The organism is Microbacterium sp. Ld4, assembly GCF_045066555.1.
Classification (GTDB): Bacteria; Actinomycetota; Actinomycetes; order Actinomycetales; family Microbacteriaceae; genus Microbacterium.
The window spans coordinates 1-22756 of record NZ_JBISHE010000009.1 but is presented as its reverse complement, the minus strand read 5'-3'; the positions used below and the strand labels follow the sequence as shown (position 1 = coordinate 22756).

General features: G+C 70.2%; 23 protein-coding genes. 20 read left to right on the top strand and 3 right to left on the bottom strand.

Features of this window, described 5'->3' with window-relative positions:
- Positions 1-54 precede the first annotated feature (54 nt).
- Positions 55-2325: a RelA/SpoT family protein gene (locus tag ACJJV7_RS04090; protein WP_405372942.1), complete on the top strand. Its 2271-nt coding sequence runs from the start codon at positions 55-57 to the stop codon at positions 2323-2325.
- Here the strand turns inward: ACJJV7_RS04090 and ACJJV7_RS04085 are convergent.
- The 3 genes from ACJJV7_RS04085 to ACJJV7_RS04075 form a co-directional block, all read right to left on the bottom strand.
- A complete protein-coding gene (locus ACJJV7_RS04085) occupies positions 2304-2873 on the bottom strand; it encodes an SAM-dependent methyltransferase (RefSeq protein WP_405372943.1) in 570 nt (189 codons plus the stop codon). The two genes, ACJJV7_RS04090 and ACJJV7_RS04085, sit on opposite strands and share 22 nt — an antisense overlap.
- Positions 2874-2968: 95 nt before the next feature.
- Entirely contained in the window at positions 2969-4465 is a 1497-nt protein-coding gene (locus ACJJV7_RS04080; protein ID WP_405372944.1) for a DUF349 domain-containing protein, read from the bottom strand.
- Positions 4466-4534: 69 nt separating this feature from the next.
- The gene (locus ACJJV7_RS04075; RefSeq protein ID WP_405372945.1) at positions 4535-4846 is read right to left on the bottom strand and encodes a dioxygenase; all 312 of its coding nucleotides are present in this window, start codon (positions 4844-4846) and stop codon (positions 4535-4537) included.
- Between the two features lie 114 nt (positions 4847-4960).
- On the opposite strand from ACJJV7_RS04075, the gene ACJJV7_RS04070 reads away from it, so the two are divergent.
- The 19 genes from ACJJV7_RS04070 to ACJJV7_RS03980 all read left to right on the top strand — a co-directional run.
- On the top strand, positions 4961-6286 hold the full coding sequence (locus ACJJV7_RS04070; protein ID WP_405372946.1) for a replication-associated recombination protein A: 1326 nt from the start codon (positions 4961-4963) through the stop codon (positions 6284-6286).
- A 2-nt stretch (positions 6287-6288) separates the two neighbouring features.
- A complete protein-coding gene (locus tag ACJJV7_RS04065) occupies positions 6289-7821 on the top strand; it encodes a tetratricopeptide repeat protein (RefSeq protein WP_405372947.1) in 1533 nt (510 codons plus the stop codon).
- A 167-nt stretch (positions 7822-7988) separates the two neighbouring features.
- Positions 7989-8618 carry a 30S ribosomal protein S4 gene (rpsD, locus tag ACJJV7_RS04060; protein WP_405372948.1) on the top strand — a complete coding sequence of 210 codons (630 nt, stop codon included), beginning with the start codon at positions 7989-7991 and terminating at the stop codon, positions 8616-8618.
- Between the two features lie 85 nt (positions 8619-8703).
- On the top strand, positions 8704-9000 hold the full coding sequence (locus ACJJV7_RS04055; RefSeq protein ID WP_405372949.1) for an ATPase: 297 nt from the start codon (positions 8704-8706) through the stop codon (positions 8998-9000).
- Positions 9001-9067: 67 nt separating this feature from the next.
- Positions 9068-11734: an alanine--tRNA ligase gene (gene alaS, locus ACJJV7_RS04050; protein WP_405372950.1), complete on the top strand. Its 2667-nt coding sequence runs from the start codon at positions 9068-9070 to the stop codon at positions 11732-11734.
- The gene (ruvX, locus tag ACJJV7_RS04045; protein ID WP_405372951.1) at positions 11731-12204 is read left to right on the top strand and encodes a Holliday junction resolvase RuvX; all 474 of its coding nucleotides are present in this window, start codon (positions 11731-11733) and stop codon (positions 12202-12204) included. Before alaS ends, ruvX begins: the two co-directional genes overlap by 4 nt.
- Complete coding sequence (gene mltG / locus ACJJV7_RS04040; protein WP_405372952.1) at positions 12204-13583, top strand: endolytic transglycosylase MltG; 1380 nt, start codon at positions 12204-12206, stop codon at positions 13581-13583. The genes ruvX and mltG overlap by 1 nt, the downstream gene beginning before the upstream one ends.
- Positions 13583-14416: a shikimate dehydrogenase gene (locus tag ACJJV7_RS04035; protein ID WP_405372953.1), complete on the top strand. Its 834-nt coding sequence runs from the start codon at positions 13583-13585 to the stop codon at positions 14414-14416. The genes mltG and ACJJV7_RS04035 overlap by 1 nt, the downstream gene beginning before the upstream one ends.
- Positions 14417-14420: 4 nt before the next feature.
- Entirely contained in the window at positions 14421-15647 is a 1227-nt protein-coding gene (aroC, locus tag ACJJV7_RS04030; protein WP_405372954.1) for a chorismate synthase, read from the top strand.
- Positions 15634-16170, top strand: a complete 537-nt coding sequence (locus ACJJV7_RS04025) for a shikimate kinase (RefSeq protein ID WP_405372955.1) — start codon at positions 15634-15636, stop codon at positions 16168-16170. The genes aroC and ACJJV7_RS04025 overlap by 14 nt, the downstream gene beginning before the upstream one ends.
- The gene (aroB, locus tag ACJJV7_RS04020; protein ID WP_405372956.1) at positions 16167-17246 is read left to right on the top strand and encodes a 3-dehydroquinate synthase; all 1080 of its coding nucleotides are present in this window, start codon (positions 16167-16169) and stop codon (positions 17244-17246) included. The genes ACJJV7_RS04025 and aroB overlap by 4 nt, the downstream gene beginning before the upstream one ends.
- Positions 17243-17788, top strand: coding sequence for a GNAT family N-acetyltransferase (locus tag ACJJV7_RS04015; protein WP_405372957.1), 546 nt, complete (start codon positions 17243-17245; stop codon positions 17786-17788). The genes aroB and ACJJV7_RS04015 overlap by 4 nt, the downstream gene beginning before the upstream one ends.
- 36 nt (positions 17789-17824) lie before the next feature.
- Complete coding sequence (gene aroQ, locus ACJJV7_RS04010) at positions 17825-18292, top strand: type II 3-dehydroquinate dehydratase (protein ID WP_405372958.1); 468 nt, start codon at positions 17825-17827, stop codon at positions 18290-18292.
- A gap of 72 nt (positions 18293-18364) precedes the next feature.
- Entirely contained in the window at positions 18365-18925 is a 561-nt protein-coding gene (efp, locus tag ACJJV7_RS04005; RefSeq protein WP_405372959.1) for an elongation factor P, read from the top strand.
- Positions 18926-18932: 7 nt separating this feature from the next.
- Complete coding sequence (gene nusB, locus ACJJV7_RS04000) at positions 18933-19343, top strand: transcription antitermination factor NusB (RefSeq protein WP_405372960.1); 411 nt, start codon at positions 18933-18935, stop codon at positions 19341-19343.
- 87 nt (positions 19344-19430) lie between these two features.
- The gene (gene pyrR, locus ACJJV7_RS03995) at positions 19431-19988 is read left to right on the top strand and encodes a bifunctional pyr operon transcriptional regulator/uracil phosphoribosyltransferase PyrR (protein WP_405372961.1); all 558 of its coding nucleotides are present in this window, start codon (positions 19431-19433) and stop codon (positions 19986-19988) included.
- On the top strand, positions 19985-20956 hold the full coding sequence (locus tag ACJJV7_RS03990; RefSeq protein ID WP_405372962.1) for an aspartate carbamoyltransferase catalytic subunit: 972 nt from the start codon (positions 19985-19987) through the stop codon (positions 20954-20956). The genes pyrR and ACJJV7_RS03990 overlap by 4 nt, the downstream gene beginning before the upstream one ends.
- Positions 20953-22257: a dihydroorotase gene (locus ACJJV7_RS03985; protein WP_405372963.1), complete on the top strand. Its 1305-nt coding sequence runs from the start codon at positions 20953-20955 to the stop codon at positions 22255-22257. The genes ACJJV7_RS03990 and ACJJV7_RS03985 overlap by 4 nt, the downstream gene beginning before the upstream one ends.
- A partial coding sequence (locus ACJJV7_RS03980) for a hypothetical protein (protein WP_405467818.1) occupies positions 22254-22756 on the top strand: 503 nt, incomplete at its 3' end. The genes ACJJV7_RS03985 and ACJJV7_RS03980, both read left to right, overlap by 4 nt.

The window sequence follows — 22756 nt, the reverse complement described above, 5'->3', positions numbered from 1 at the left end:
GGCGTAGGATTGTCCAAATCCACACGCGCACGTGCATCCACGGGAGGTGATCGCATGGTCGAAGCGGTCACCCCGACGGGCTCCGCCTCCGGCGGCCAGTCGCTGCGGCGTCTCGTTCCTCGCATCTTCTCGCGCGCCCCGTCGCGCAATGCGCTCGAAGAACTGATGCGGACGGTGCGCACGCACCACCCCAAGGGCGACATCGCCATCATCGAGCGCGCCTATCGCACGGCGGCAGAGGCTCACAAGACGCAGAAGCGGCAGAGCGGCGAGCCGTACATCACGCACCCCCTCGCCGTCGCGCAGATCCTTTCCGAGATGGGTCTCGGTCCGCGGGCGATCGCCGCCGCCCTGCTGCACGACACGGTGGAGGACACCGAGTACAACCTCGATCAGCTGACGGCCGATTTCGGCGACGAGGTCGCGATGCTCGTCGACGGTGTGACGAAGCTCGACAAGGTCAAGTACGGCGACGCGGCGCAGGCCGAGACGGTGCGCAAGATGATCGTCGCGATGTCGAAAGACATTCGCGTCCTTCTCATCAAGCTCGCCGACCGGCTTCACAACGCGCGCACGTGGGGGTTCGTGCCGCCCGAAAAGGCGGCCAAGAAGGCCCGCGAGACCCTCGAGATCTACGCCCCGCTGGCCAACCGGCTCGGCATCCAGACCGCCAAGAGCGAGCTCGAGGATCTCTCGTTCGCCGTCTTGCACCCGAAGCTCTACGCCGAGATCGACTCGCTCGTCAAGCAGCGCACGCCTCAGCGCGAGCAGTACGTGCACACCGTCATCGATGCGGTCGAGTCCGACCTCCGTGACCTCCGCATCCGCGGGCGCGTCATGGGACGTCCGAAGCAGCTCTACTCGGTCTACCAGAAGATGGTCGTCCGGGGCCGCGAGTTCGACGACATCTACGACCTCATCGGCATCCGCATCATGGTGGGCACGGTGCGGGACTGCTACGCGGTCCTCGGATCGATCCACGCGCGCTGGACCCCGCTTCCGGGCCGGTTCAAGGACTACATCGCGACCCCGAAGTTCAACCTCTACCAGTCGCTCCACACGACCGTGATCGGCCCGGGCGGGCGCACGGTCGAGATCCAGATCCGCACGCACGAGATGCATCAGCAGGCCGAGTACGGCGTCGCGGCGCACTGGAAGTACAAGGAGCAGATCGCCGGCGGAGGCAAGGGCGACACGAAGGCGCTCGATCAGGACATGGCGTGGCTCGCCCACATCTCCGACTGGCAGGCGGAGACGGCGGATCCGGGCGAGTTCCTCGACTCCCTCCGCTTCGAGATCGGGGCCAAAGAGGTCTACGTCTTCACCCCGAAGGGCCGCGTCATCGGACTCCCGGCCGGTGCGACGCCCGTCGACTTCGCCTACGCGGTGCACACCGAGGTCGGCCACCGCACGATGGGGTCGAAGGTCAACGGACGCCTCGTTCCGCTCGAATCCGAGCTCCACTCCGGCGACGTCGTCGAGGTCTTCACCTCCAAGAACCCGGACGCCGGCCCGAGCCAGGACTGGCTCGCCTTCGTCAAGAGCACCCGCGCACGGAACAAGATCCGCGGGTGGTTCACGAAGGAACGGCGCGACGAGGCCGTCGAGCAGGGCAAAGACGCGATCGCGAGAGCGATGCGCCGGCAGAACCTCCCGCTGCAACGCCTGATGAACCAGGACTCCTTCACGTCTGTCGCGCATCAGCTGCGATACGAAGACGTGACGGCGCTCTACGCTGCGGTCGGCGAAGGCCACGTGTCGACGCAGTCCGTCATCGAGAAGGTCACCTCCCTCGTCCGAGCGGAGGAGGAGCAGACCTCCACCGGCCCCATCGATCTCCCCGCGGTTGGACGATCGAAGGCGCCTCGCGGCGGTGACTCCGGCGTGCTGGTGCGCGGAGCACCCGACATCCTCGTCAAGCTCGCCAAGTGCTGCACGCCCGTCCCCGGTGACCAGATCGTCGGTTTCGTCACTCGCGGCAGTGGCGTGTCCGTTCACCGCGCGGATTGCACGAACGTCGTGTCGCTCGAGGGTCAGCCCGATCGGATGATCGATGTCGAATGGGCGCCGACCTCGAAGAGCGTGTTCCTCGTGCACATCCAGGTCGAAGCGCTCGACCGGTCTGCGCTCCTCAGCGACATCACCCGCGTGCTCAGTGAGCACCACGTCAACATCCTGTCGGCGTCGGTGCAGACCACGAACGATCGTTTGGCGCTCAGCCGGTACGTCTTCGAGATGGGCGACACCGTCCACCTCGACCGCGTGCTCAATGCGGTCCGTCGCATCGACGCGGTGTACGACGTCTACCGCGTGACGACGTCCTGACGGAGATGGTCGAGCGCGGCGCGCTTGTGGTGGATCGGCCCTGACCGCTCCAGCCACGCGACGGCGGCGGATGCCAGTCCCGGGTCGGCTGCTCTCATCGCCGTGGCGACGGCGCCGGGGGAGGGCATGCCGGCACCTCGGGGTGGCGGCGACGAGACGTGGGCGCGGATCAGGTCGACGAACGTGCGCACGGGTGTCGTGACGAGCACACCGCCGAGGGCGACGACATCGTCGACGGGGAGCTGCAGGTCTCGGAAATGCACGCGCAGGTCGAGGGGGAACCCCGTCCGGGTGGGCGACGCCCGCTGCACCGCGTGCACGAGCGGCGGCTCGTCGATCGCGCCGTGCACCCATGCGGCGGACGCATGGGTGACGGCGCGATGCGGTCCGGTCAGGGAACGCAATGACGCCGCGCGCATCTCTCGCGTCTCGACGGCATCGGCGGGGATGAAGCCCTCGCCGAGCTCGATGACGTCCCCATCGAGACGTGCGGCGGTCAACTCGGCGGTCGACAACCGCTCACCCGCGAAGTAGAGGAACGGCCACATGCGACGAGTCTCGCCGAGGCGAGGCCGGAACACGGAAGCGCCGCGGCATCCTGTGGACAACCGCGGCGCTCAGTGCCGTGAGGAGAGCGGTCGGCTCAGCCGCCGAGAGCCCGCAGCCATGCCTTGCGGGCGTCGAGGGCTTCCTTGGCCGCGGCGATGGCCGAGGGGTCCTTCGTCTTCTCCGCTGCGGCGAGTTCGTCCTCGAGCTTCGAGATCGCATCCTGCAGCTGGCTCGTCATGTCGTTCTGACGGGCCTTGGTCTCGGGATTGTCGCGCTTCCACGCGTCGTCCTCGCGCTGCTTGAGGGTGTTCTCGATCTTGCGGAGCTGGTCGTCGAGCGCACGCTCGGTCTCCCGCGGGAAGACCCGCCCGATGTCGTCCCAGCGACGCTGGATGTTCGTCAGCAGCGAGCGCGCCTTGCCGTTGTTCTTCTCGGCGGGCACCGCGGCGGCCTCATCGAGGAGCGCCTTCTTCGCGTCGATCTTCTCCTTCGACGCCTCGGTGTCGGCGGCCTCGCGGTCGATGCGCGCCGAGTAGAGCACGTCCCCGGCCGCCTTGAAACGGGCCCACAGGGCGTCGTCCACCTTCTTGCCCGCGCGTCCCGCGGACTTCCACTGGTCGAGCAGCGTCCGGTAAGCGCCGATGCCGTCTTCCCCCTGGGGTGCGAGCGCCTCCGCGCGCTCGACGAGGCGGGTCTTCGCGTCTCGCGCCGACTTGTGCTGCTCGTCGAGGCCGGCGTAGAACTCGCGCCGGTTGCGGTCGACGATCGCCCGGGCGTCGCGGAAGCGCTTCCAGAGCTGCTGCCCCGTCGCCTTCGGCAGGCGCGGCCCGTTGGTCTGGTGCTCCTGCCAGCGGGCGAAGAGGGCGGCCACGTCGGCCGTGGTCTGCTTCCACTGGATGGAGCGGGGGTCCTTCGCCGCGATCGCCTCGATCTCGGCGACGATCGTCTCGCGCTCGGCGATCGCGGCCTCGACAGCGGCACGCTGGGCGTGAGCCTCTTCGGCGGTCGCCTCGGACAGGGCGCCTTCGAGGGCGGCGATGCGCTTCTCCAGGGCTGCGAGGTTGCCGACCGCGGCGGCGCCGGAGAGGCGACCGCGAACGGTGCGGGCCGCGCTGCGGAGATCGGATGCCGATGCGCCACCGCGGCGGTGACGGACCTCCAGGAGGGTGACCTCCGACGCGAGGTCGGAGAACTTGCGTTCGAAGTAGGCGAGAGCCTCGTCGGGCGTGCCGTCGGGGTACTGTCCGACGACGCGCCAGTCATCGCCTTCGCGCACCGACACGGTGCCGTCGTCGTCGACGCGGCCCCACGGTTCTGCGGACGTGCTCTCAGGAGCGGCGGCGGCAGGCGCCTCGGTAGACGGCGCTGCCTCGGAAGCGGCGTCCGCCTCGACGGGCGTGGACGAAGCGGGGTCCGCCTCTTCGGGCGTGGCCGTTTCGGCATCCGTGGCGGGGACCGCCGCCGTCTCCGGAGCGTCAGCCGAGGTCGCCTCGGGCGCGTCGGCCGGCGTGGTCTCGGGAGCGTCGGCGGGCGCGGACTCGGGGGAGTCGGCCGGCGTGGTCTCGGGGGAGTCGGGAGTGGCGGAAGTCACAGAGTGCACCTCGTCTGCGGCGGTGCCGCAATGGGGGTCGGATTCGTCGCCCAGCCTAGTACGAGTGGCCTACGGCGTCGGAGAGGAGGTCGGCGACGGCGTCGGCGACGGCGGAGCGGTGGGGGTCGGGGTCGGGCTGAGGGTCGGCGTGCCCGAGGGGCTCGGCGCCGGAACCGGGGCGCCCGGGCCGGCCGTGTAGTAGGCGACCTGCCCGCCCAGGATGCCGATCAGGAGCAGCCCGCCCGCCACGCCCGCGATGACGTTGTCGCGTCGGCGGCGCCGGCCGATGGACGCATGGAAGCGGCGACGGGCCTCGTACAGGCGGGCACGTTCGCGTTCGTTCGCACCGGTGCGTCCCTTGCCGGTTCTGCCCGTTGCCACGGCGTCCTCCTGTCGGATGTCGGCTCGACGGTGGAGCCCAGCAAACCTTAGGCAGAGGGCGGCGCCGCGATCAAACTCCGCCGGGCTGCCGGGCACCGCCGATAGCCTGGGGGGATGGCGACAGGTGACGCATTGTTTCGTGGCGCGACGCCCCTCGCTGTGCGGATGCGTCCGGCATCCCTCGACGAGGTCGCCGGTCAGACCCATCTGCTGCGACCGGGCTCGCCTCTGGTGGCACTCGCCGACCCCGCTCGGGCGACGTCCGGTGCGGTATCGGTGATCCTGTGGGGCCCGCCCGGCACGGGCAAGACCACGCTCGCGGGGGCGATCGCCCGCACGTCCGGTCGGCGCTTCGTCGAACTCTCGGCGGTGACGGCAGGCGTGAAGGATGTCCGCGAGGTGATGCAGGAGGCGATGAACCAGCGCGACCTCTACGGTGCGTCGACGATCCTCTTCCTCGACGAGATCCACCGGTTCACGAAGGCCCAACAGGATGCTCTCCTGCCGGGCGTCGAGAACGGGTGGGTCATCCTCATCGCCGCGACCACTGAGAACCCCTCTTTCTCCGTCATCTCCCCGTTGCTCTCCCGTTCGCTCCTGCTCACGCTGCAACCCCTGACGGACGACGATCTCGGGATGCTGGTCGACCGCGCCGTGACCGATGCACGCGGTCTCGCCGGTGCGGTCGAGCTCAGCGACGAGGCGCGCGCGGCGATCGTGCACCTCGCTTCCGGTGACGCGCGTCGTGCGCTGACCTCGCTCGAGGCGGCCGCGTCGATGCCCGAGAGGTCAGGCGACGACGACGTGCCCGTCATCACGGCCGACCACGTCGCGCAGGCCGTCGACCGCGCGCTGCTCCGCTACGACCGCCAGGGCGACGAGCACTACGACGTCATCAGCGCCTTCATCAAATCCATCCGCGGATCCGACGTCGACGCGTCGATCCACTACCTGGCTCGCATGATCGAAGCAGGGGAGGACCCGCGCTTCATCGCCCGCCGCCTCGTCATCTCGGCCGCGGAGGACATCGGGCTCGCCGATCCGCAGGCTCTGCAGATCGCGGTCGCGGCGGCCGACGCGGTGGCGTTCATCGGGATGCCGGAGGGACGTATCCCTCTCGCCGAGGCGACCGCGTACCTGGCGACGACCGCCAAGTCGAATGCGGCGTACAACGCCATCAACGCGGCGATCGCGGACGTGCGGGCCGGAGGGTTCGGGCGGGTGCCGGTGCATCTTCGCGACGCGCACTACGCCGGCGCGAAGCGTCTCGGCCACGGCAAGGGGTACATCTACCCCCATGACCTCGAGGTGGGTGTCGCGACCCAGCAGTATCTTCCCGACGAGCTGCGCGGACGCCACTACTACGAGCCGACCTCGCGGGGAGTCGAGCGCGACATCGGCGCGCGCGTCGAGAAGATCCGCAAGATCCTGGGGGAGTGACCGTGGCCGAGCAAGATGGCGCCGACTGGAAGCGTCTCGGCGGGATGGTCGCCTACGACGGCTTCACCCGAATCCGACGCGACGCGTACCTTCAGCCCGACGGGCTCCGCAGCGAGTGGGACGTGCTCGAGCAGGGCGACACGGTCGCGGTCGTCGCATTCACCCCGCGGCAGACGGTGCTCGTCTTCGAGCAGTACCGAGTGGGTCCGCAGCGTGTCATCCGGGAGCTTCCCGGCGGGGCGGTCGACCCGGGGGAGACCCCGCTCGGGGCAGGCGCCCGTGAACTCGAGGAAGAGACCGGGTACCGCGCGCGAGATTTCTTCGAGGCGGGCTCCGAATGGGGTGGGGCCAATTCGACGCGGCGGAAGCACGTCGTGGTCGGTGTGGGGTGCGAGCGCATGGGAGCGCCGCGATGGGGCGCCGGCGAGATGGGCACCGTCCGCGAGATCGACGTGGCAGACCTCATCCCGCACCTCCTGTCCGGGGATCTCAGCGACGCCGGGGAGGCGATGCGCGGACTGCACCTGTTCGCCCGGACGGCCGGTCTCACCGGGGAGGTCGAGGAGGTCCGAACGCTCGTGGCCGCCCTCCTCGCGCCGGATGCCGGGCGCCGACCCGCTCATCCTGCGGCCGCGGGCGACGAGTGGTCGCGCCGGGTCGAGGCCGTCTGGTCCGACGCAGACGACGCCCGGCCCGGCGAGCTGCGCGCCGCGATGGCGCGCGTCATCGCGGAGCGTTCGGACTCCGACCCCGAGGCGCTGTTCGAGCGTGCCTCCGTGGAGGACTACCTCGGCGAAGAGGATGCCGCGATCCCGCTGTACCGCGCGGCGATCGCGGCCGGGTTGTCGGGGCCGTCGCGCACGGAGGCCGTCATCCAGCTCGCGAGTTCGCTCCGCAACGTGGGCGAGCCGTCCGCCGCGATGGCCCTCCTGCGCGGAATCCCCTCCGACGACCCTCTCGCACCGGCGGCGACGGCGTTCCTCGCGCTCGCCCTGCACGACGACGACAAGCCGACGCCCGCTCTCCGGCTTGCGCTCGGTGAGCTCGCGCCGCACCTCCCCGCCTACGCGCGAGCTGTCGCCCGGTACGCCGCCGACCTGCCCGCGCGTCCGCGCGTCCGTGCGATCGCCGTGGGGCTGCTGGTCGACGACGGGTGGGTGCTCGCCGAGGAGTATCCGGCGACGCCGTCGCGGGGCGCGTTCCTGCGAGCTCCCGGCGGAGGCATCGATGTCGGCGAGACAGCGGCCGCCGCCATCGGCCGCGAGATCGCCGAGGAGCTCGGCGCGACCGTCGACGAGGCCACCCTGATCGCCGTCACCGAGAACATCTTCGAGCGCGACGACGGATACGGGCACGAGATCGCCCACGTCTTCGGCATCCGCAGCGCTGACCTGGAGCGCCTTCCGCGGGGCGAACGGCTGCCCGTGCTCGACAGCGACACGACCGTGGGCTGGTATCGCATCGCCGACCTCCTCGGCGGTTCGCTGCCGTTCTATCCGGCCGGAATCGCCGACCTGGCCGCGGGCCGGGGATGAACCGGCCGATCTGTTAGGCTTGACCGGCTCGGAACCGTGTTTTCGGGCATCCCCGCATCTCTTCACTACCTTTCGGCGTGCCCCGGCGTGCAGTCCGTGAGGGCGAGATGCGGCGATACGCCCGTGAGCCGTGAAAGACGCGGCCACGTCATGGAAGGAAGTACTTCGTGGCTACGAAGTCCCAGGACCGCCGCAAGGTCCGTCTCTCGCGTGCCCTCGGCATCGCACTGACCCCCAAGGCAGCCAAGTACCTCGAAAAGCGTCCCTACGCTCCGGGTGAGCACGGCCGCACCAAGCGCAAGCAGGACAGCGACTACGCCGTCCGTCTCCGCGAGAAGCAGCGTCTGCGCGAGCAGTACGGCATCCGCGAGAAGCAGATGCGCAACACCTTCAACGAGGCCCGCCGCAAGGATGGCCTGACCGGTGAGAACCTCGTCGAGCTCCTCGAGATGCGTCTCGACGCCCTCGTGGTCCGTGCCGGCTTCGCCCGCACCACGGCCCAGGCCCGTCAGCTCGTCGTGCACCGTCACATCCTCGTCGACGGCCAGCTCGTCGACCGCCCGTCGTTCCGCGTGAAGCCGGGTCAGCTCATCCACGTCAAGGACAAGAGCGAAGGCCTCGAGCCGTTCCAGGTCGCTGCCGCCGGCGGTCACGCCGAGGTCCTGCCCCCGGTTCCGAGCTACCTCGAGGTCGAGCTCGACAAGCTCCAGGCCCGCCTCGTGCGTCGCCCGAAGCGCGCCGAGGTCCCCGTGACCTGTGAAGTGCAGCTCGTCGTGGAGTACTACGCCGCGCGATAAGCGAGGCGTGGTGCCGCATCGGTACCGCCAGGAAGGGCGTCGGGGTCACCCGGCGCCCTTTCTGCTTTGCGCCTAACATGGACGCATGAAGAAAGCTCTCTGGTTCGTCATGGGCCTTGCCGGTGGCTTCGTCGCCGCCCACCTCGTCAACAAGGACCCCCGCGGCCAGGAACTGCTCGGTGAGATCGATCTGCGCATCTCCGAGTTCACCGACCGCATCGCCGACGCATACCACGCGCAGGAGGCCCGCATCGAGGGTCTCGTGGCCGACGCCAAGGACGGCTCCGCCGGCGTCGCCGATGCTCTCGAGGATGCGGCCGCGCACGCCGCCGACACGGTGACCACGTCGGCCCGCTCGGCCGCCGCCAAGCTCACCGACTGACCTCCTTCTCTTTCCGGTCGGGTCTGCGAGGACGCGACCGGTTCCGCCTGCTTCCGAGGAACACCACATGAAGACCGCCGAGATCGCCCAGCGCTACCTGGACTACTTCCAGAAGCAGGGGCACACGATCGTCCCGTCCGCCTCGCTCGTCAGCGACGACCCCGCGCTGCTGTTCACCGTGGCCGGGATGGTGCCGTTCATCCCCTTCCTGTCCGGTGATGTCCCCGCGCCGTACCGCCGCGCCGCCGACAACCAGAAATGCATCCGGACCAACGACATCGAAGAGGTCGGCAAGACCCCCCGCCACGGCACCTTCTTCCAGATGCTGGGCAACTGGTCGTTCGGCGACTACTTCAAGGAGGGGGCGATCACGTTCGCGTGGGAGTTCCTCACCGGTGCCGAGTCGGAGGGCGGTCTGGGATTCAACCCCGACGATCTCTGGGTCACGGTCTACGAGGAGGATGACGAGGCCCGCGAGCTGTGGCTGAAGCTCTCGTCGCTCCCGGAGGAGCGGATCCAGCGACTCGGCAAGGACACGAACTACTGGACGACGGGGCTCCCCGGTCCGGCAGGCCCCTGCTCGGAGATCTTCTTCGACCGCGGCCCTGAGTACGGCATCGACGGCGGTCCGGCGACGGACGACGACCGGTACGTCGAGATCTGGAACCTCGTGTTCATGCAGTACGAGATCACGAATGTGCGCTCGAAGTACGAGTTCGACATCGTCGGCGATCTGCCCGCCAAGAACATCGACACCGGCATGGGGCTCGAGCGCGTCGCTTTCATCAAGCAGGGCGTCGACAACATGTACGAGACCGACCAGGTCCGTCCGGTGCTCGACAAGGCAGTCGAGCTCTCGGGCAAGCGGTACGGCGAGAACCACGAGGATGACGTCCGCTTCCGCGTCATCGCCGACCACATCCGCTCCTCGCTGATGCTCCTGTCCGACGGGGTCACGCCGGCGAACGACGGCCGCGGCTACATCCTCCGGCGCCTCATGCGCCGGGCGATCCGATCGATGCGGCTGCTGGGTGTCGACGGTCCGAGCTTCGCCGAGCTCTTCGCCGTCTCCCGCGACGCGATGAAGGAGACCTACCCGATCGTCGAGACGGACTACGCGCGCCTGTCGCAGTACGCCCTCGCCGAAGAGGCCACCTTCCTCCGCACGCTCGCGAGCGGCTCGGAGATCCTCGATGCCTCGATCGCGGGCGCGAAGAGCGCCCAGCAGGCTCACCTGAGCGGTGCCCAGGCGTTCCTCCTCCACGACACCTACGGCTTCCCGATCGACCTCACCCTCGAGATCGCCGAGGAGGCGGGCCTCGAGGTCGACCGCGAGGCTTTCACGACGCTGATGACCGAGCAGCGCGATCGCGCCAAGGCCGACGCGCGCTCGCGCAAGGGACAGCTCGCCGACACGAGCATCTACCGCGACTTCCGCGCGCAGGGCGAGACGATCTTCACCGGGTATTCCGACCTCGAGACCGCATCGCGCGTGCTCGGCATCCTGGTGGGCGGAGCCCCCGTCGACCGCGCGACGCACGGACAGATCGCCGAGGTCATCCTCGCCGAGACCGCGCTCTACGCGGAGTCGGGTGGCCAGGTCGCCGACAAGGGCGTCATCGTCGGACCCGGTTTCGAGCTCGAGGTGCTCGACGTGCAGAAGCCCGTGCCCGGTCTCATCAGTCACACCGTCGAGGTCACGACCGGCGAGGTCGGGCTCGGCCAGCCCGCCACCACCGTGGTGGATGCCGCCAACCGCCGCGCGGCGACGCAGGCGCACTCTGCGACCCACCTGGTGCACGCGGCTCTTCGCGACACGCTCGGCAAGGACGCGACCCAGGCGGGGTCGCTCAACCGCGCCGGCTACCTCCGGTTCGACTTCGCGTGGGGGTCGGCGCTGTCAGCGGCGACCCGCAGCGAGATCGAGGAGATCGCCAACAACGCCGTTCGTGAGGATCTCCAGGTCACCACGCGCGTCATGTCGCTCGACGAGGCCAAGGCGGCCGGCGCGATGGCGCTGTTCGGCGAGAAGTACGGCGACACGGTGCGGATGGTCGACATCGGCGGCCCGTGGTCGCGGGAGCTCTGCGCCGGCACCCACGTGTCGTCGAGCGCCCAGGTGGGGCTCATCAACATCGTGGGCGAGTCCTCCGTCGGTGCGTCCAACCGCCGTGTGGAGGCTCTCGTCGGCCGCGACGCCTTCCGTGAGCTCGCGGCGGAGCGTGCGATCGTGTCCCAGCTCACCTCGAACCTCAAAGCGCCGCGCGATCAGCTGCCCGCCCGCATCGCGGAGCTGCAGGCGAGCCTGAAGGCGGCGGAGAAGAAGATCGCCCAGTTCGAGGCGAAAGCCCTGGGCGAGCGGATTCCCGCACTCGTCGCATCCGCCGAGCGTGTGGGCGCCCTGGCTGTCGTCGCGCAGTCCCTCGGCTCCGCGGCATCCGCCGACGACGTCCGGACGCTCGCGCTCCAGGTGCGCGACCGGCTCGGGTCGACGCCCGCGGTCGTGGCGCTCGGCGCGGACATCGGCGGCCGCGCCGTGGTGATCGTCGCGACCAACGACGGCGCGCGCACGGCCGGCATCACGGCCGGACCGCTCGCGAAGAGCGCCTCTGCGGCGCTCGGCGGCGGCGGGGGCGGTCGGGACGACGTGGCGCAGGGCGGGGGGACGGACGTCGCCGCACTGCCGGTGGCTCTGCAGGGGATCGTCGACGCCGTGAGGAGCGCGACCGCGTGACGGGGTTCCGCCGCGGCATCCGGCTCGGGATCGATGTGGGCAAAGCCCGGGTCGGCGTGGCGCGGTGCGATCCGGACGGCATGCTCGCGGTTCCCGTCGAGACGGTTCCGCGCTCGGAGAGCTCGGTCAGACGGATCGTCGAGCTGGCGGCCGAGTACGACGCGATGGAGGTGCTCGTCGGCCTGCCGATCAGTCTCAGCGGCAACGAGACGGCGTCGACGGACGACGCCCGGACGTTCGCGGTGGAGCTCGGCGCCGCCCTCGAGGTCGCCGTGCGGCTGGTGGACGAGCGTCTGAGCACGGTCTCCGCGCATGCCGCGCTTCGGCAGAGCGGCCGTTCCCAGCGGTCTTCTCGTAATATTGTCGACCAGGTCGCCGCGGTCGTCCTCCTCCAGCAGGCGATCGACGTCGAGAAGAGCACCGGCAGCCCGGCCGGCCAGCCACTGACGAAGACGCAGGAGCCACGCTGATGTCCGAAAACCCGCCGGAAGACGCGCGCGTCTCCGACCCTGCCGATCGGCCGACGCCTGACGCCGCTCCCTCGAGCCGGCGCGCGGCCCGCGAGGCGCGCACACCCGAGCGCCCGACCCCGCTGCCGGCGGCATCGCCTGCGGAGCAGGCGGCGACGCGGCCTGCGCCGGCGGACACCATCGTGGACGACCGCAGGGCTGAGCCGGTGCGGCCGGCGTCGCTGGATGCCCTCTTCGAGGAGCAGACCCGCGACCCGTCGACGGCGGCGGCGCGCATCGCCAAGGACCGTCGCAAGAGCCGTGTGGCGGCGTGGACGATCTTCCTCGTGATCCTCGGCATCATCGCCGGCATCGGCGCCGGCGCCCTGTGGGTCTGGACGACGTACGAAGACCAGATCCGCGCCGTGATGGGCTGGGAGGAGCCGAAGGACTTCGAGCCCGGGCTCGCCGAGGGCGAGGCGACGATCACCGTCGTCAGCAACCAGACCGGCGCCGACATCTCCCGCACGCTCTTCGACGCCGGAGTGATCAAGACCTCCGACGCGTTCTACGACTACCTCATCAGCAGCGGTGCGGACACGAACAAGCTCGACGTGGGCGTGTTCAGCCTGCAGAAGAAGATGACCTCCGAAGCGGCCTACGAAGCGCTCATCGACCCCGCCAACAAGCAGCAGAACACCGCTCAGCTCCGCGAAGGCCTGACCGTCGACCAGTCCCTCGAACGCATCGCCGAGGGCGTCGGCCTGCCGATCGAAGAGGTTCAGGCGGCGGTGGCGAAGCCGAGCGACTACGGCGTGGATGCCGACACCCTCGAGGGCTGGCTGTTCCCCGCGACCTATACGTTCAACCCGGGCGTCACGGCGGCGGAGGTCGTGCAGACGATGGTGGATCGCACGCGCGAGGCGCTCGACGATGCCGGAGTGCCGGCGGACCGTCGGGACGAGATCCTCACGACGGCCTCGATCATCGAGAAGGAGGCGCGGTACGAGAAGGACTTCTACCGGGTCTCCCGCGTGATCCAGAACCGACTCGATCCGGCGATCAGCGAGACCAACGGTCTGCTGCAGATGGACTCGACGGCGCAGTACAAGTTCCAAGATCGCGAAGGGGGCGCCAGCTCACGGGCGGAGGAGCTCGAGGACGACAACCTCTGGAACACGTACGTGCATCCCGGGCTGCCCGTCGGACCGATCGCGAACCCCGGCGCCGTCGCCATCGACGCCGCGATGAATCCCGAAGAGGGGCCCTGGCAGTACTTCGTCACGGTCGATCTCGAGTCCGGCCTCACCGAGTTCAACGCGACGTTCGCCGAGCACGAGCAGTCGGTCGCGAAGTGGCGTCAGTGGTGCCGGGACAACCCCGACGGCGGCTGCTCCTGATGACCCGCGCCGCCCTCGAGGTCTGGGGCGATCCGATCGAGCACAGTCTGTCGCCGCGTCTGCACACCGCGGCCTATGCCGAGCTCGGCTGGGAATGGACGTACGGTCGCCGGCGCGTCGATGAGGCCTCCTTCGAGGCCGAGCTGCGCGGCGCGGCGTCGACCATCCGCGGCCTGTCGCTCACGATGCCGCTGAAGGCGCGTGCGCATGCGGTGGCAACGACCCTCGATGAACGGGCGCATCTCACCGGGGCGGCGAACACGCTCGTCCGCCGCGGCGACGGATGGCACGGGTTCAACACCGACGTCGGCGGCATCGTCGCGGCCCTCGGCGAGCAGGGTGTGAGCGACGTCGTCGACGCCCGCATCGTCGGCGCGGGGGCGACAGCGGCATCCGCTCTCGTCGCGGTGTCCGAGATCGGCGCGCGACGCGTCGAGGTGATGGCCCGGCGGCCGGGGGCCGCGGCGGCCCTGATCGACCTCGGCCGACGGCTGGAGGTCGTGGTCGAGGCCGCCCCCTGGGCGAGCGACGATCTCGCGGTGCGGGGCGTCACGATCGCGACGCTTCCCGGTGGCGTAGAGGTCGACGGAGAGGTCGCCGACGCCCTGGCGCGCGCCGGAGGGCCCCTGCTCGACGTCGTCTACGGTCACTGGCCGACCGCCCTGTCGGATGCGTGGGAGCGCAACGGAGCGCCTGCGCAGAACGGCGCCGGGATGCTGCTCCATCAGGCCGTGCTGCAGATCCGCGCGTTCGCCACGGGCGACGTGGCCCAGCCGCTGCCTCGGGAGGCCGCCGTCGTGGCCGTCATGCGCCGCGCACTCATGGGAGACTAGAGCCATGCTCCGCGTGCTCACTGCCGGCGAATCCCACGGCCCCGAACTGGTCGCCATCATGGAGGGCCTGCCCTCCGGTGTGCCGATCTCCCTCGATGCCATCCGCGCCGATCTGGCGCGTCGGAAGCTCGGCTACGGCCGCGGCTCCCGGATGAAGTTCGAGGAGGACGCCCTCGCGCTCTCGGGCGGTGTGCGGCACGGCCTGTCGCTCGGGAGCCCGATCGCGCTCCGCATCGGCAACACCGAGTGGCCCAAGTGGGTCGAGGTCATGAACCCCGAACCCATCGACATGACAGAGATGTCGCGCGGGCGCGGAGCCGCACTGACGCGTCCCCGTCCCGGACACGCCGACCTGGTCGGCATGCAGAAGTACGACTTCGACGAGGCGCGTCCGATCCTCGAACGCGCCAGCGCCCGCGAGACCGCCGCCCGCGTGGCCCTCGGCGCCATCGCGCGCGCCTTCCTCTCGGAGCTCGGCATCCGGCTCGTCAGCCACACCCTGTCGATCGGGCCCGTCCGCGTGCCCGAGGACGCCGCCCTGCCGCACCCGGACGACGTCGACACCCTCGACGCCGACCCGCTGCGCTGCTTCGACGCCGCCACCAGCGAGCGGATGGTCGCGGAGGTCGATGCGGCGAAGAAGGACGGCGACACGCTCGGGGGCATCGTCGAGGTGCTCGCCTACGGCCTCCCGCCGGGGCTCGGCTCCCACGTGCACTGGGACCGCCGTCTCGACGGCAAGCTCGCGCAGGCCCTCATGAGTGTTCAGGCGATCAAGGGCGTCGAGGTCGGCGACGGCTTCGAGACCACGCGTCGCCGCGGCTCGGCCGCACACGACGAGCTGTTCGCCACGGGCGACGGCATCACGCGCTCGTCCGACCGTGCCGGTGGCACGGAGGGCGGGATGTCGACCGGCACGGTGCTGCGGGTCCGCGCCGGCATGAAGCCCATCGCGACGATCCCGCACGCGCTCCGGACGGTCGACATCTCCACCGGCGACACCGCCGCGGCGCACCACCAGCGCTCCGACGTCTGCGCCGTCCCGGCATCGGGCGTCGTGGCCGAGGCCATGGTCGCCATCGTCCTCGCCGACGCCGTGCTCGAGAAGTTCGGCGGCGACAGCATCCGCGAGACGCGCCGCAACCTCGACACCTACCTCGAGAACATCCCGGCCGCGCTCAAGACGGCGCCCGCGTCGGAGGCGGCCCTGCTCGCGCATGACCTCGCCTGAGCCGCGGGCGGTCGTGCTGGTCGGCCCGATGGGGGCCGGCAAGAGCAGCATCGGCAAGCGGCTCGCAAAGCAGCTCGGGATGCCGTTCGCCGACACCGACTCGATCGTCGCCCGCGCGCACGGTTCGATCGCCGAGCTGTTCGTCACGCGCGGTGAAGAGCACTTCCGGGCGCTCGAGCGCGAGGCCGTGGCCGGCGCCCTCGCCGCCGGGGGAGTCGTATCGCTCGGCGGGGGAGCCGTGCTCGACCCCCTGACCCGCGACGACCTGTCCCGCCATCTCGTGATCTCGCTCACGGTGGCGCCGAAGGTCGTGGCCGGCCGGCTGGGCGCGGGGGCCGGACGACCCCTGCTCGGCGGCGACGACGAGACCCCGCTCGAGCGCTGGCAGCGGATCTACGAACGGCGCCGCCCCCTCTACGACCAGGTCGCCGACGCGACCTTCGACACCTCATCAGGACCCCTCGACCGGATCGCCTCGTCGATCGCCGAATGGGTCATCACGACGGGAGGACACCCCTCATGACCACCACGACCATCTCCGTGACCGGCGCATCGCCGTACGACATCCTCGTGGGCCGTGATCTTCTCTCAGGCGTCCGGGACCTGCTCGCGCCGACCGTGAAGAAGGTGCTCGTCGTGCACACGCCGCGCCTGGGGGCGAAGGCTGCGACGCTCCGCGAGATGCTCCTCGCCGACGAGACGCTCGAGGTGCTCACCGCCGAGGTGCCCGACGCGGAGGACGGCAAGCGCATCGAGGTGGCCGCCTTCTGCTGGCAGGTCATGGGCCAGGCCGACTTCACCCGTTCGGACGCGGTCATCGGGTTCGGAGGCGGCGCCGTGACCGACCTCGCCGGTTTCGTGGCGGCATCCTGGCTCCGTGGGGTGCAGCTCATCCAGGTGCCGACGACCGTGCTCGCCATGGTCGACGCGGCCGTCGGCGGCAAGACCGGCGTCAACACCGCCGAGGGCAAGAACCTGGTGGGCGCGTTCTGGGCGCCGCGGGCGGTCGTCTGCGACCTCGACGTCCTCGACACGCTGCCGCGCAACGAAGCGGTCGCCGGGTTCGCGGAGGTCGTGAAGGCCGGCTTCATCTGGTTCCCGGAGATCCTCGACATCGTCGAGCGCGATCACGAGGCCGCGGTCGACCCCACGACGCCCGAATTCCGACGGTGCATCGAACTCGCCATCGAGATGAAGGCACGTGTCGTCAGCGAGGACTTCCGCGAAGCAGGGCTGCGCGAAGTGCTCAACTACGGGCACACGCTCGGTCACGCGATCGAGCACGCCGAGCGCTACCGCTGGCGCCACGGCGCGGCGATCTCCATCGGCATGATGTACGCCGCCGAGCTCGCCCGGCTGGCTGGGCGGCTCTCGGAGGACGACGCCGCGCGGCATCGCCGGATCTTCGATCTGCTGGGGCTGCCGACGACCTACCGGATGGATGGCTGGCAGCACCTGCTCGGGGTCATGCAGCGCGACAAGAAGACCCGTGGCGGCATGCTGCGCTTCATCGTGCTCGACGGCATCGGCAAGCCGACCGTCATGCAGGCCCCCGACGAGTCGCTCCTCTTCACGGCCTACCAGGAGATCGCCGGGTGACCGGGCCGGTCATCCGTCGTATCGCGCTCCACGAGTGGCGCGAGGTACGCGACCTGCGCCTGCGCGCGGTCGCCGACCCTGCGGCATCCGTCGCGTTCCTCACCACCACCGCCGACGAGCTGGCGCGCCCCGACGCCTTCTGGCGTGAGCGGGCGGCCGGCGGCGCGATGAGCGACGAGGCGGCGCAGTTCGTCGCGGTGGACGGCGAGCGCTGGATCGGCACCGCCACCGTCCTGCTCCGCCCCGAGGGCAGCGACGACCACCTGGGCCGCGCCGTGGCCGCCCCGCGCGCCGATGTCGTCGGCGTCTTCGTTGACAAGGGGATGCGCGGGCGCGGCATCCTCGGTCAACTGATGGATGCCGCAGCGCGGTGGGCTTCGGAGCGAGGCGTCGATGCGCTCACGCTCGATGTCCACGCCGATAACGCGCGCGCTCAGGCCGCCTATCGCCGGCTCGGTTTCGCGCCGACCGGCGAAACGTACACGAGCTCGATCGGGCCGGAGCTCGAGATGCGACGGGTGAGGCCCGGGACCCCTGCCTGAACGAGTCCCGGCGGGCTCGGCCGATAGGGTGCAGGGGTGACTCACCCCCGGCGTCTCCTGCTCGTGAACGGCCCGAACCTGAATCTGCTCGGCATCCGCGAGCCCGAGGTGTACGGCTCCGACACGCTGGCGGACGTCGAGGCGCTCGTGGCGCGCACGGCCGGAGCCAGGGGCGTCGAGGTTCACGCGGTGCAGAGCAATCACGAGGGCGTGCTCATCGACGCGATCCACGCCGCCCGCACCGAGTGCGCCGGCATCGTCATCAATCCCGGTGGCCTCACCCACACCTCGGTCGTGCTGCGCGACGCCCTCTCCGGGGTGGCGCTCCCCGTCGCGGAGGTCCACATCTCCAACGTCCTCGAGCGCGAAGCGTTCCGCCACCACTCCTACGTCGCCGACGTCGCCGTCGTCCATATCGTCGGTCAGGGCGTGCCCGGCTACGCCGAGGCGACGAACCGGCTGATCGACGTGATCGAGGCATCCGACCGTTCTGCGGAAGCCTGAGCACGGGTATCCCGTAGAATCGTTCACCGGCCACTCGGCCGCGCACCTCCACGGAACGGAAACTCCACACTCATGGCATCGACCGCAGACATCAAGAACGGCGTCGTCCTGTCCATCGACGGGCAGCTCTGGAACGTCGTGGAGTTCCAGCACGTCAAGCCCGGCAAGGGTGGCGCGTTCGTCCGGACCAAGCTGAAGAACGTCATGACCGGCAAGGTCGTCGACAAGACGTACAACGCGGGCACGAAGATCGACATCGAGAACGTCGATCGTCGCGACTTCACCTACCTGTACAAGGACGGCGACAGCTTCGTGTTCATGGACATGGCCGACTACGACCAGATCACCGTCGGAGCGGCGACCGTCGGCGACGCGGCGAACTACCTGCTCGAGAACCAGCAGGTGCAGATCGCGCTCAACAACGGCAACCCGCTCTACGTCGAGCTCCCGTCGTCGGTCGTGCTCGAGATCACCTACACCGAGCCGGGCCTGCAGGGCGACCGCTCGTCGGCCGGCACCAAGCCCGCCACCGTCGAGACCGGCTACGAGATGCAGGTTCCCCTCTTCGTCGAGCAGGGCACGAAGGTCAAGGTCGACACGCGCACCGGGGACTACCTCGGCCGCGTGAGCTGACCGCCCGATGAGCGCACGCAGCAAGGCGCGCAAGCGCGCCCTCGACATTCTCTACCAGTCCGACATCCGCGGCGACAGCCTCGGCGTGACGCTCGCCGCCGAGGCGAAGCGCGCCGCGAGCGAGCCCGCCCGCGAGGCGTCGTGGCTGTATGCCCGCGAGATCGTCGACGGCATCATCGACAGCCAGGACGAGATCGACGAGCACATCATCACGCACGCGCGCGACTGGAAGATCGAGCGGATGCCGGCGGTCGACCGGGCGATCCTCCGGATCGGGGTGTGGGAGATCCTGCACAACGACACGATCCCGACCGCGGTCGCGATCGACGAGGCGGTCGAGCTCGCCAAGGAGTTCTCCACGGACGACTCCGGCTCGTTCGTCCACGGCGTCCTCGGACGCATCGCCCGCGTCGGCTGACCTCGGAGCAGGGCCGAAACCCCGCTAGACTGGGGGCACACAAGCAACCTTTAACACCGTCCTGTGAGGCGGAGAAGGGAGCGGCAGATGGCATCTCGCACCGTGCTTCACGAGGCGGACATCGCACGCGCGCTCACGCGCATCGCTCATGAGATCCTCGAGTCGAACCGCGGCCCCGACGGCCTCGTGCTCCTCGGCATCCCGACCCGCGGCGTCATGCTCGCGGAGCGTCTGAGTGGGCTCATCGCCTCGTTCACGGGCGTGACCGTCGACGTCGGCGCGCTCGACGTGACGATGTACCGCGACGACCTGCACCGCAACCCCACGCGCACGCCCCGCCCCACGTCGATCCCGGCCGGGGGAGTGGACGGCAGGACGGTCGTGCTCGTCGATGATGTGCTCTTCTCGGGCCGCTCGATCCGCGCCGCGCTCGATGCCCTCCAGGACATCGGACGGCCCGCCGCGGTCCGTCTGGCGATTCTCGTCGACCGCGGGCACCGCGAGCTGCCGATCCGACCCGACTTCGTGGGCAAGAACCTCCCGAGCGCACGGGACGAGCGGGTCAACGTCCGCCTCGCAGACGTCGACGGGGCAGAATCCGTGACCATCGAGTCGGCGCCGCGGGCTGCGGAGGACGCGTCATGAGGCATCTGCTCGACACCCGCACGCTGGCACGCGCCGATGCGCTCCGGATCCTGGATGTCGCCGAGGACATGCGCGACACCCAGTCCCGCGAGGTCAAGAAGCTTCCGACCCTCCGCGGTAAGACGGTCGTGAACCTGTTCTTCGAGGACTCGACCCGCACGCGCATCTCGTTCGAGGCGGCGGCGAAGCGGCTGTCGGCCGACGTCATCAACTTCTCGGCCAAGGGCTCGTCGGTGTCGAAGGGCGAATCGCTCCAGGACACGGCGCAGACCCTGCAGGCGATGGGCGCCGACGCGGTCGTCATCCGTCATGGAGCCTCGGGCGCACCGCACACCCTCGCGGCGAGCGGATGGATCTCGGCCGGGATCCTCAACGCAGGCGACGGCACGCACGAGCACCCCACGCAGGCGCTGCTCGACGCGTTCACCATCCGTAAGCGCTTCTTCGGCGACGACAGTCGAGGACGCGACCTGTCGGGGCTCCGCGTGACGATCGTCGGTGATGTGCTGCACTCGCGGGTCGCACGATCGAACGTCTGGCTCCTGACGTCGCTCGGCGCGGAGGTGACCCTCGTCGCCCCGCCGACGCTCGTCCCGCAGGACGTCTCGGGGTGGCCCGTCACGATCGTCTACGACCTCGACGAGGCGCTGTCCGCCGCCCCCGACGCGGTCATGATGCTCCGCATCCAGCTCGAGCGCATGAACGCCGCCTATTTCCCGACTGAGCGGGAGTATTCGCGTCGATGGGGGCTGGATGCCGCGCGGCTCGGCACTCTTCCGACGACTAGCATTGTCATGCACCCCGGACCCATGAACCGGGGTCTGGAGATCTCCGCCGACGCCGCCGATTCGCCACGCTCGACCGTCCTCGAACAGGTCGCGAACGGGGTATCGGTGCGCATGGCGGCGCTGTACCTGCTGCTGGCGGGCGAGCGGGACACCACGAACGCAGAAGAGGACGCCCGATGAGCAACGCCACCATCATCCGCGGAGCGCGCCTCCAGGGCGCCGCTCCCGCCGATCTGATCATCGAGGACGGCCTCATCGCCGAGGTCGGCACGTCGCTGACCCGGGCGGGCGCCCGCGAGATCGACGCTGACGGACTCATCGCCCTGCCGGGGCTCGTGGACCTGCACACGCACCTCCGCGAGCCCGGCTACGACGCATCCGAGACGATCCTCACCGGCTCGCGCGCGGCCGCCGCCGGCGGTTTCACCACGGTGTTCGCCATGCCCAACACGTCGCCGGTCGCCGACACCGCCGGTGTCGTCGAGCAGGAGCTCGCTCTGGGCGAGGCCGCCGGCTACGTGCACGTGCAGCCGATCGGCGCCGTCACGGTGGGCCAGAAGGGCGATCGTCTCGCCGAGCTCGGAGCCATGGCGTCGTCACGGGCACAGGTGCGCGTGTTCAGCGACGACGGCTTCTGCGTCTTCGACCCGCTCATCATGCGACGTGCCCTCGAGTACGTGAAGGCGTTCGACGGCGTCGTCGCCCAGCACGCGCAGGACCCGCGGCTCACCGAGGGGGCGCAGATGAACGAGGGCACGGTCTCGGCCGAGCTGGGCCTCACGGGCTGGCCGGCCGTCGCCGAGGAGTCGATCATCGCCCGCGACGTGCTTCTCGCGGAGCACGTCGGCTCGCGGCTGCACGTGTGCCACCTCTCGACCGCCGGCTCGGTCGACCTCATCCGCTGGGCCAAGAAGCGGGGCATCGCCGTGACCGCCGAGGTGACCCCCCATCACCTGCTCCTCACCGAGGATCTCGTGCGGGGCTACGACGCCCGGTACAAGGTGAACCCGCCGCTGCGCCGTGACGAGGACGTGCAGGCTGTCCGCGAGGGTCTCGCGGACGGGACCATCGACATCGTCGCGACCGACCACGCACCGCACCCCGCCGAGGCGAAGTCGTGCGAGTGGCAGGCGGCCGCCAACGGCATGGTCGGCCTCGAGTCCGCGCTCCGCGTCGTGCACGCCGCGATGGTCGAGACCGGACTCCTCAGCTGGGACGACGTGGCCCGCGTCATGTCGCGCACGCCCGCGCGGATCGGCCGCCTCGCCGGCGCCGGCACCCCGCTCGAGGTCGGCGCCCCGGCCTCCCTCACCCTGTACGACCCCGCACCCGCGCGGCCGTTCACGACGGCCGATCTGAAGGGGCGGAGCCGCAACTCGCCGTACCTGGGCCGCGAGCTGCCCGGTGAGGTCCGGTGGACCTTCTTCCGCGGCCGCACGACGGTCGAATCCGGCGCGGTCGTCGCCGAGGTGACCGCGTGACCCGCGAACTGGCTCTCGTCCTCGTCATGGCGTTCACCGCGCTGCTGATCGCCGTCGGCGTCGGCGCGTGGCTGCGACGACGACGACGGGATGCCGGCATCGCCGTGCCCGTCGGCGAAGCGCCCCAGGGCGCGACCGACGTCTTCCGGTCCGAAGGGCTGTACGTCGCGACCACGCGGCACGACGAGCCGCTGGAGCGGCTGGCCGTGAAAGGCCTCGCGTTCCGGTCGCGCGTCGACGTCGTCGTGACGGATCGCGGCGTCGCTCTCGATCTCGTCGGCCAGCCCCGCATCTTCCTTTTGTCGGAGCGGATCGTCGGCGTCGGCCAGGCGACGGTCGCCATCGACCGCGTCGTCGAACGGGACGGCCTCGTGCGCATCGCCTGGACGACCGACTCGGGCGAGACGGTCGACAGCTACCTGCGCCCGCAGGACACCTCGGCACGCGGCCTCGCCGACGCCCTCTCCCGACTTCTCCCCACCCCGCCCCCCACGCACAC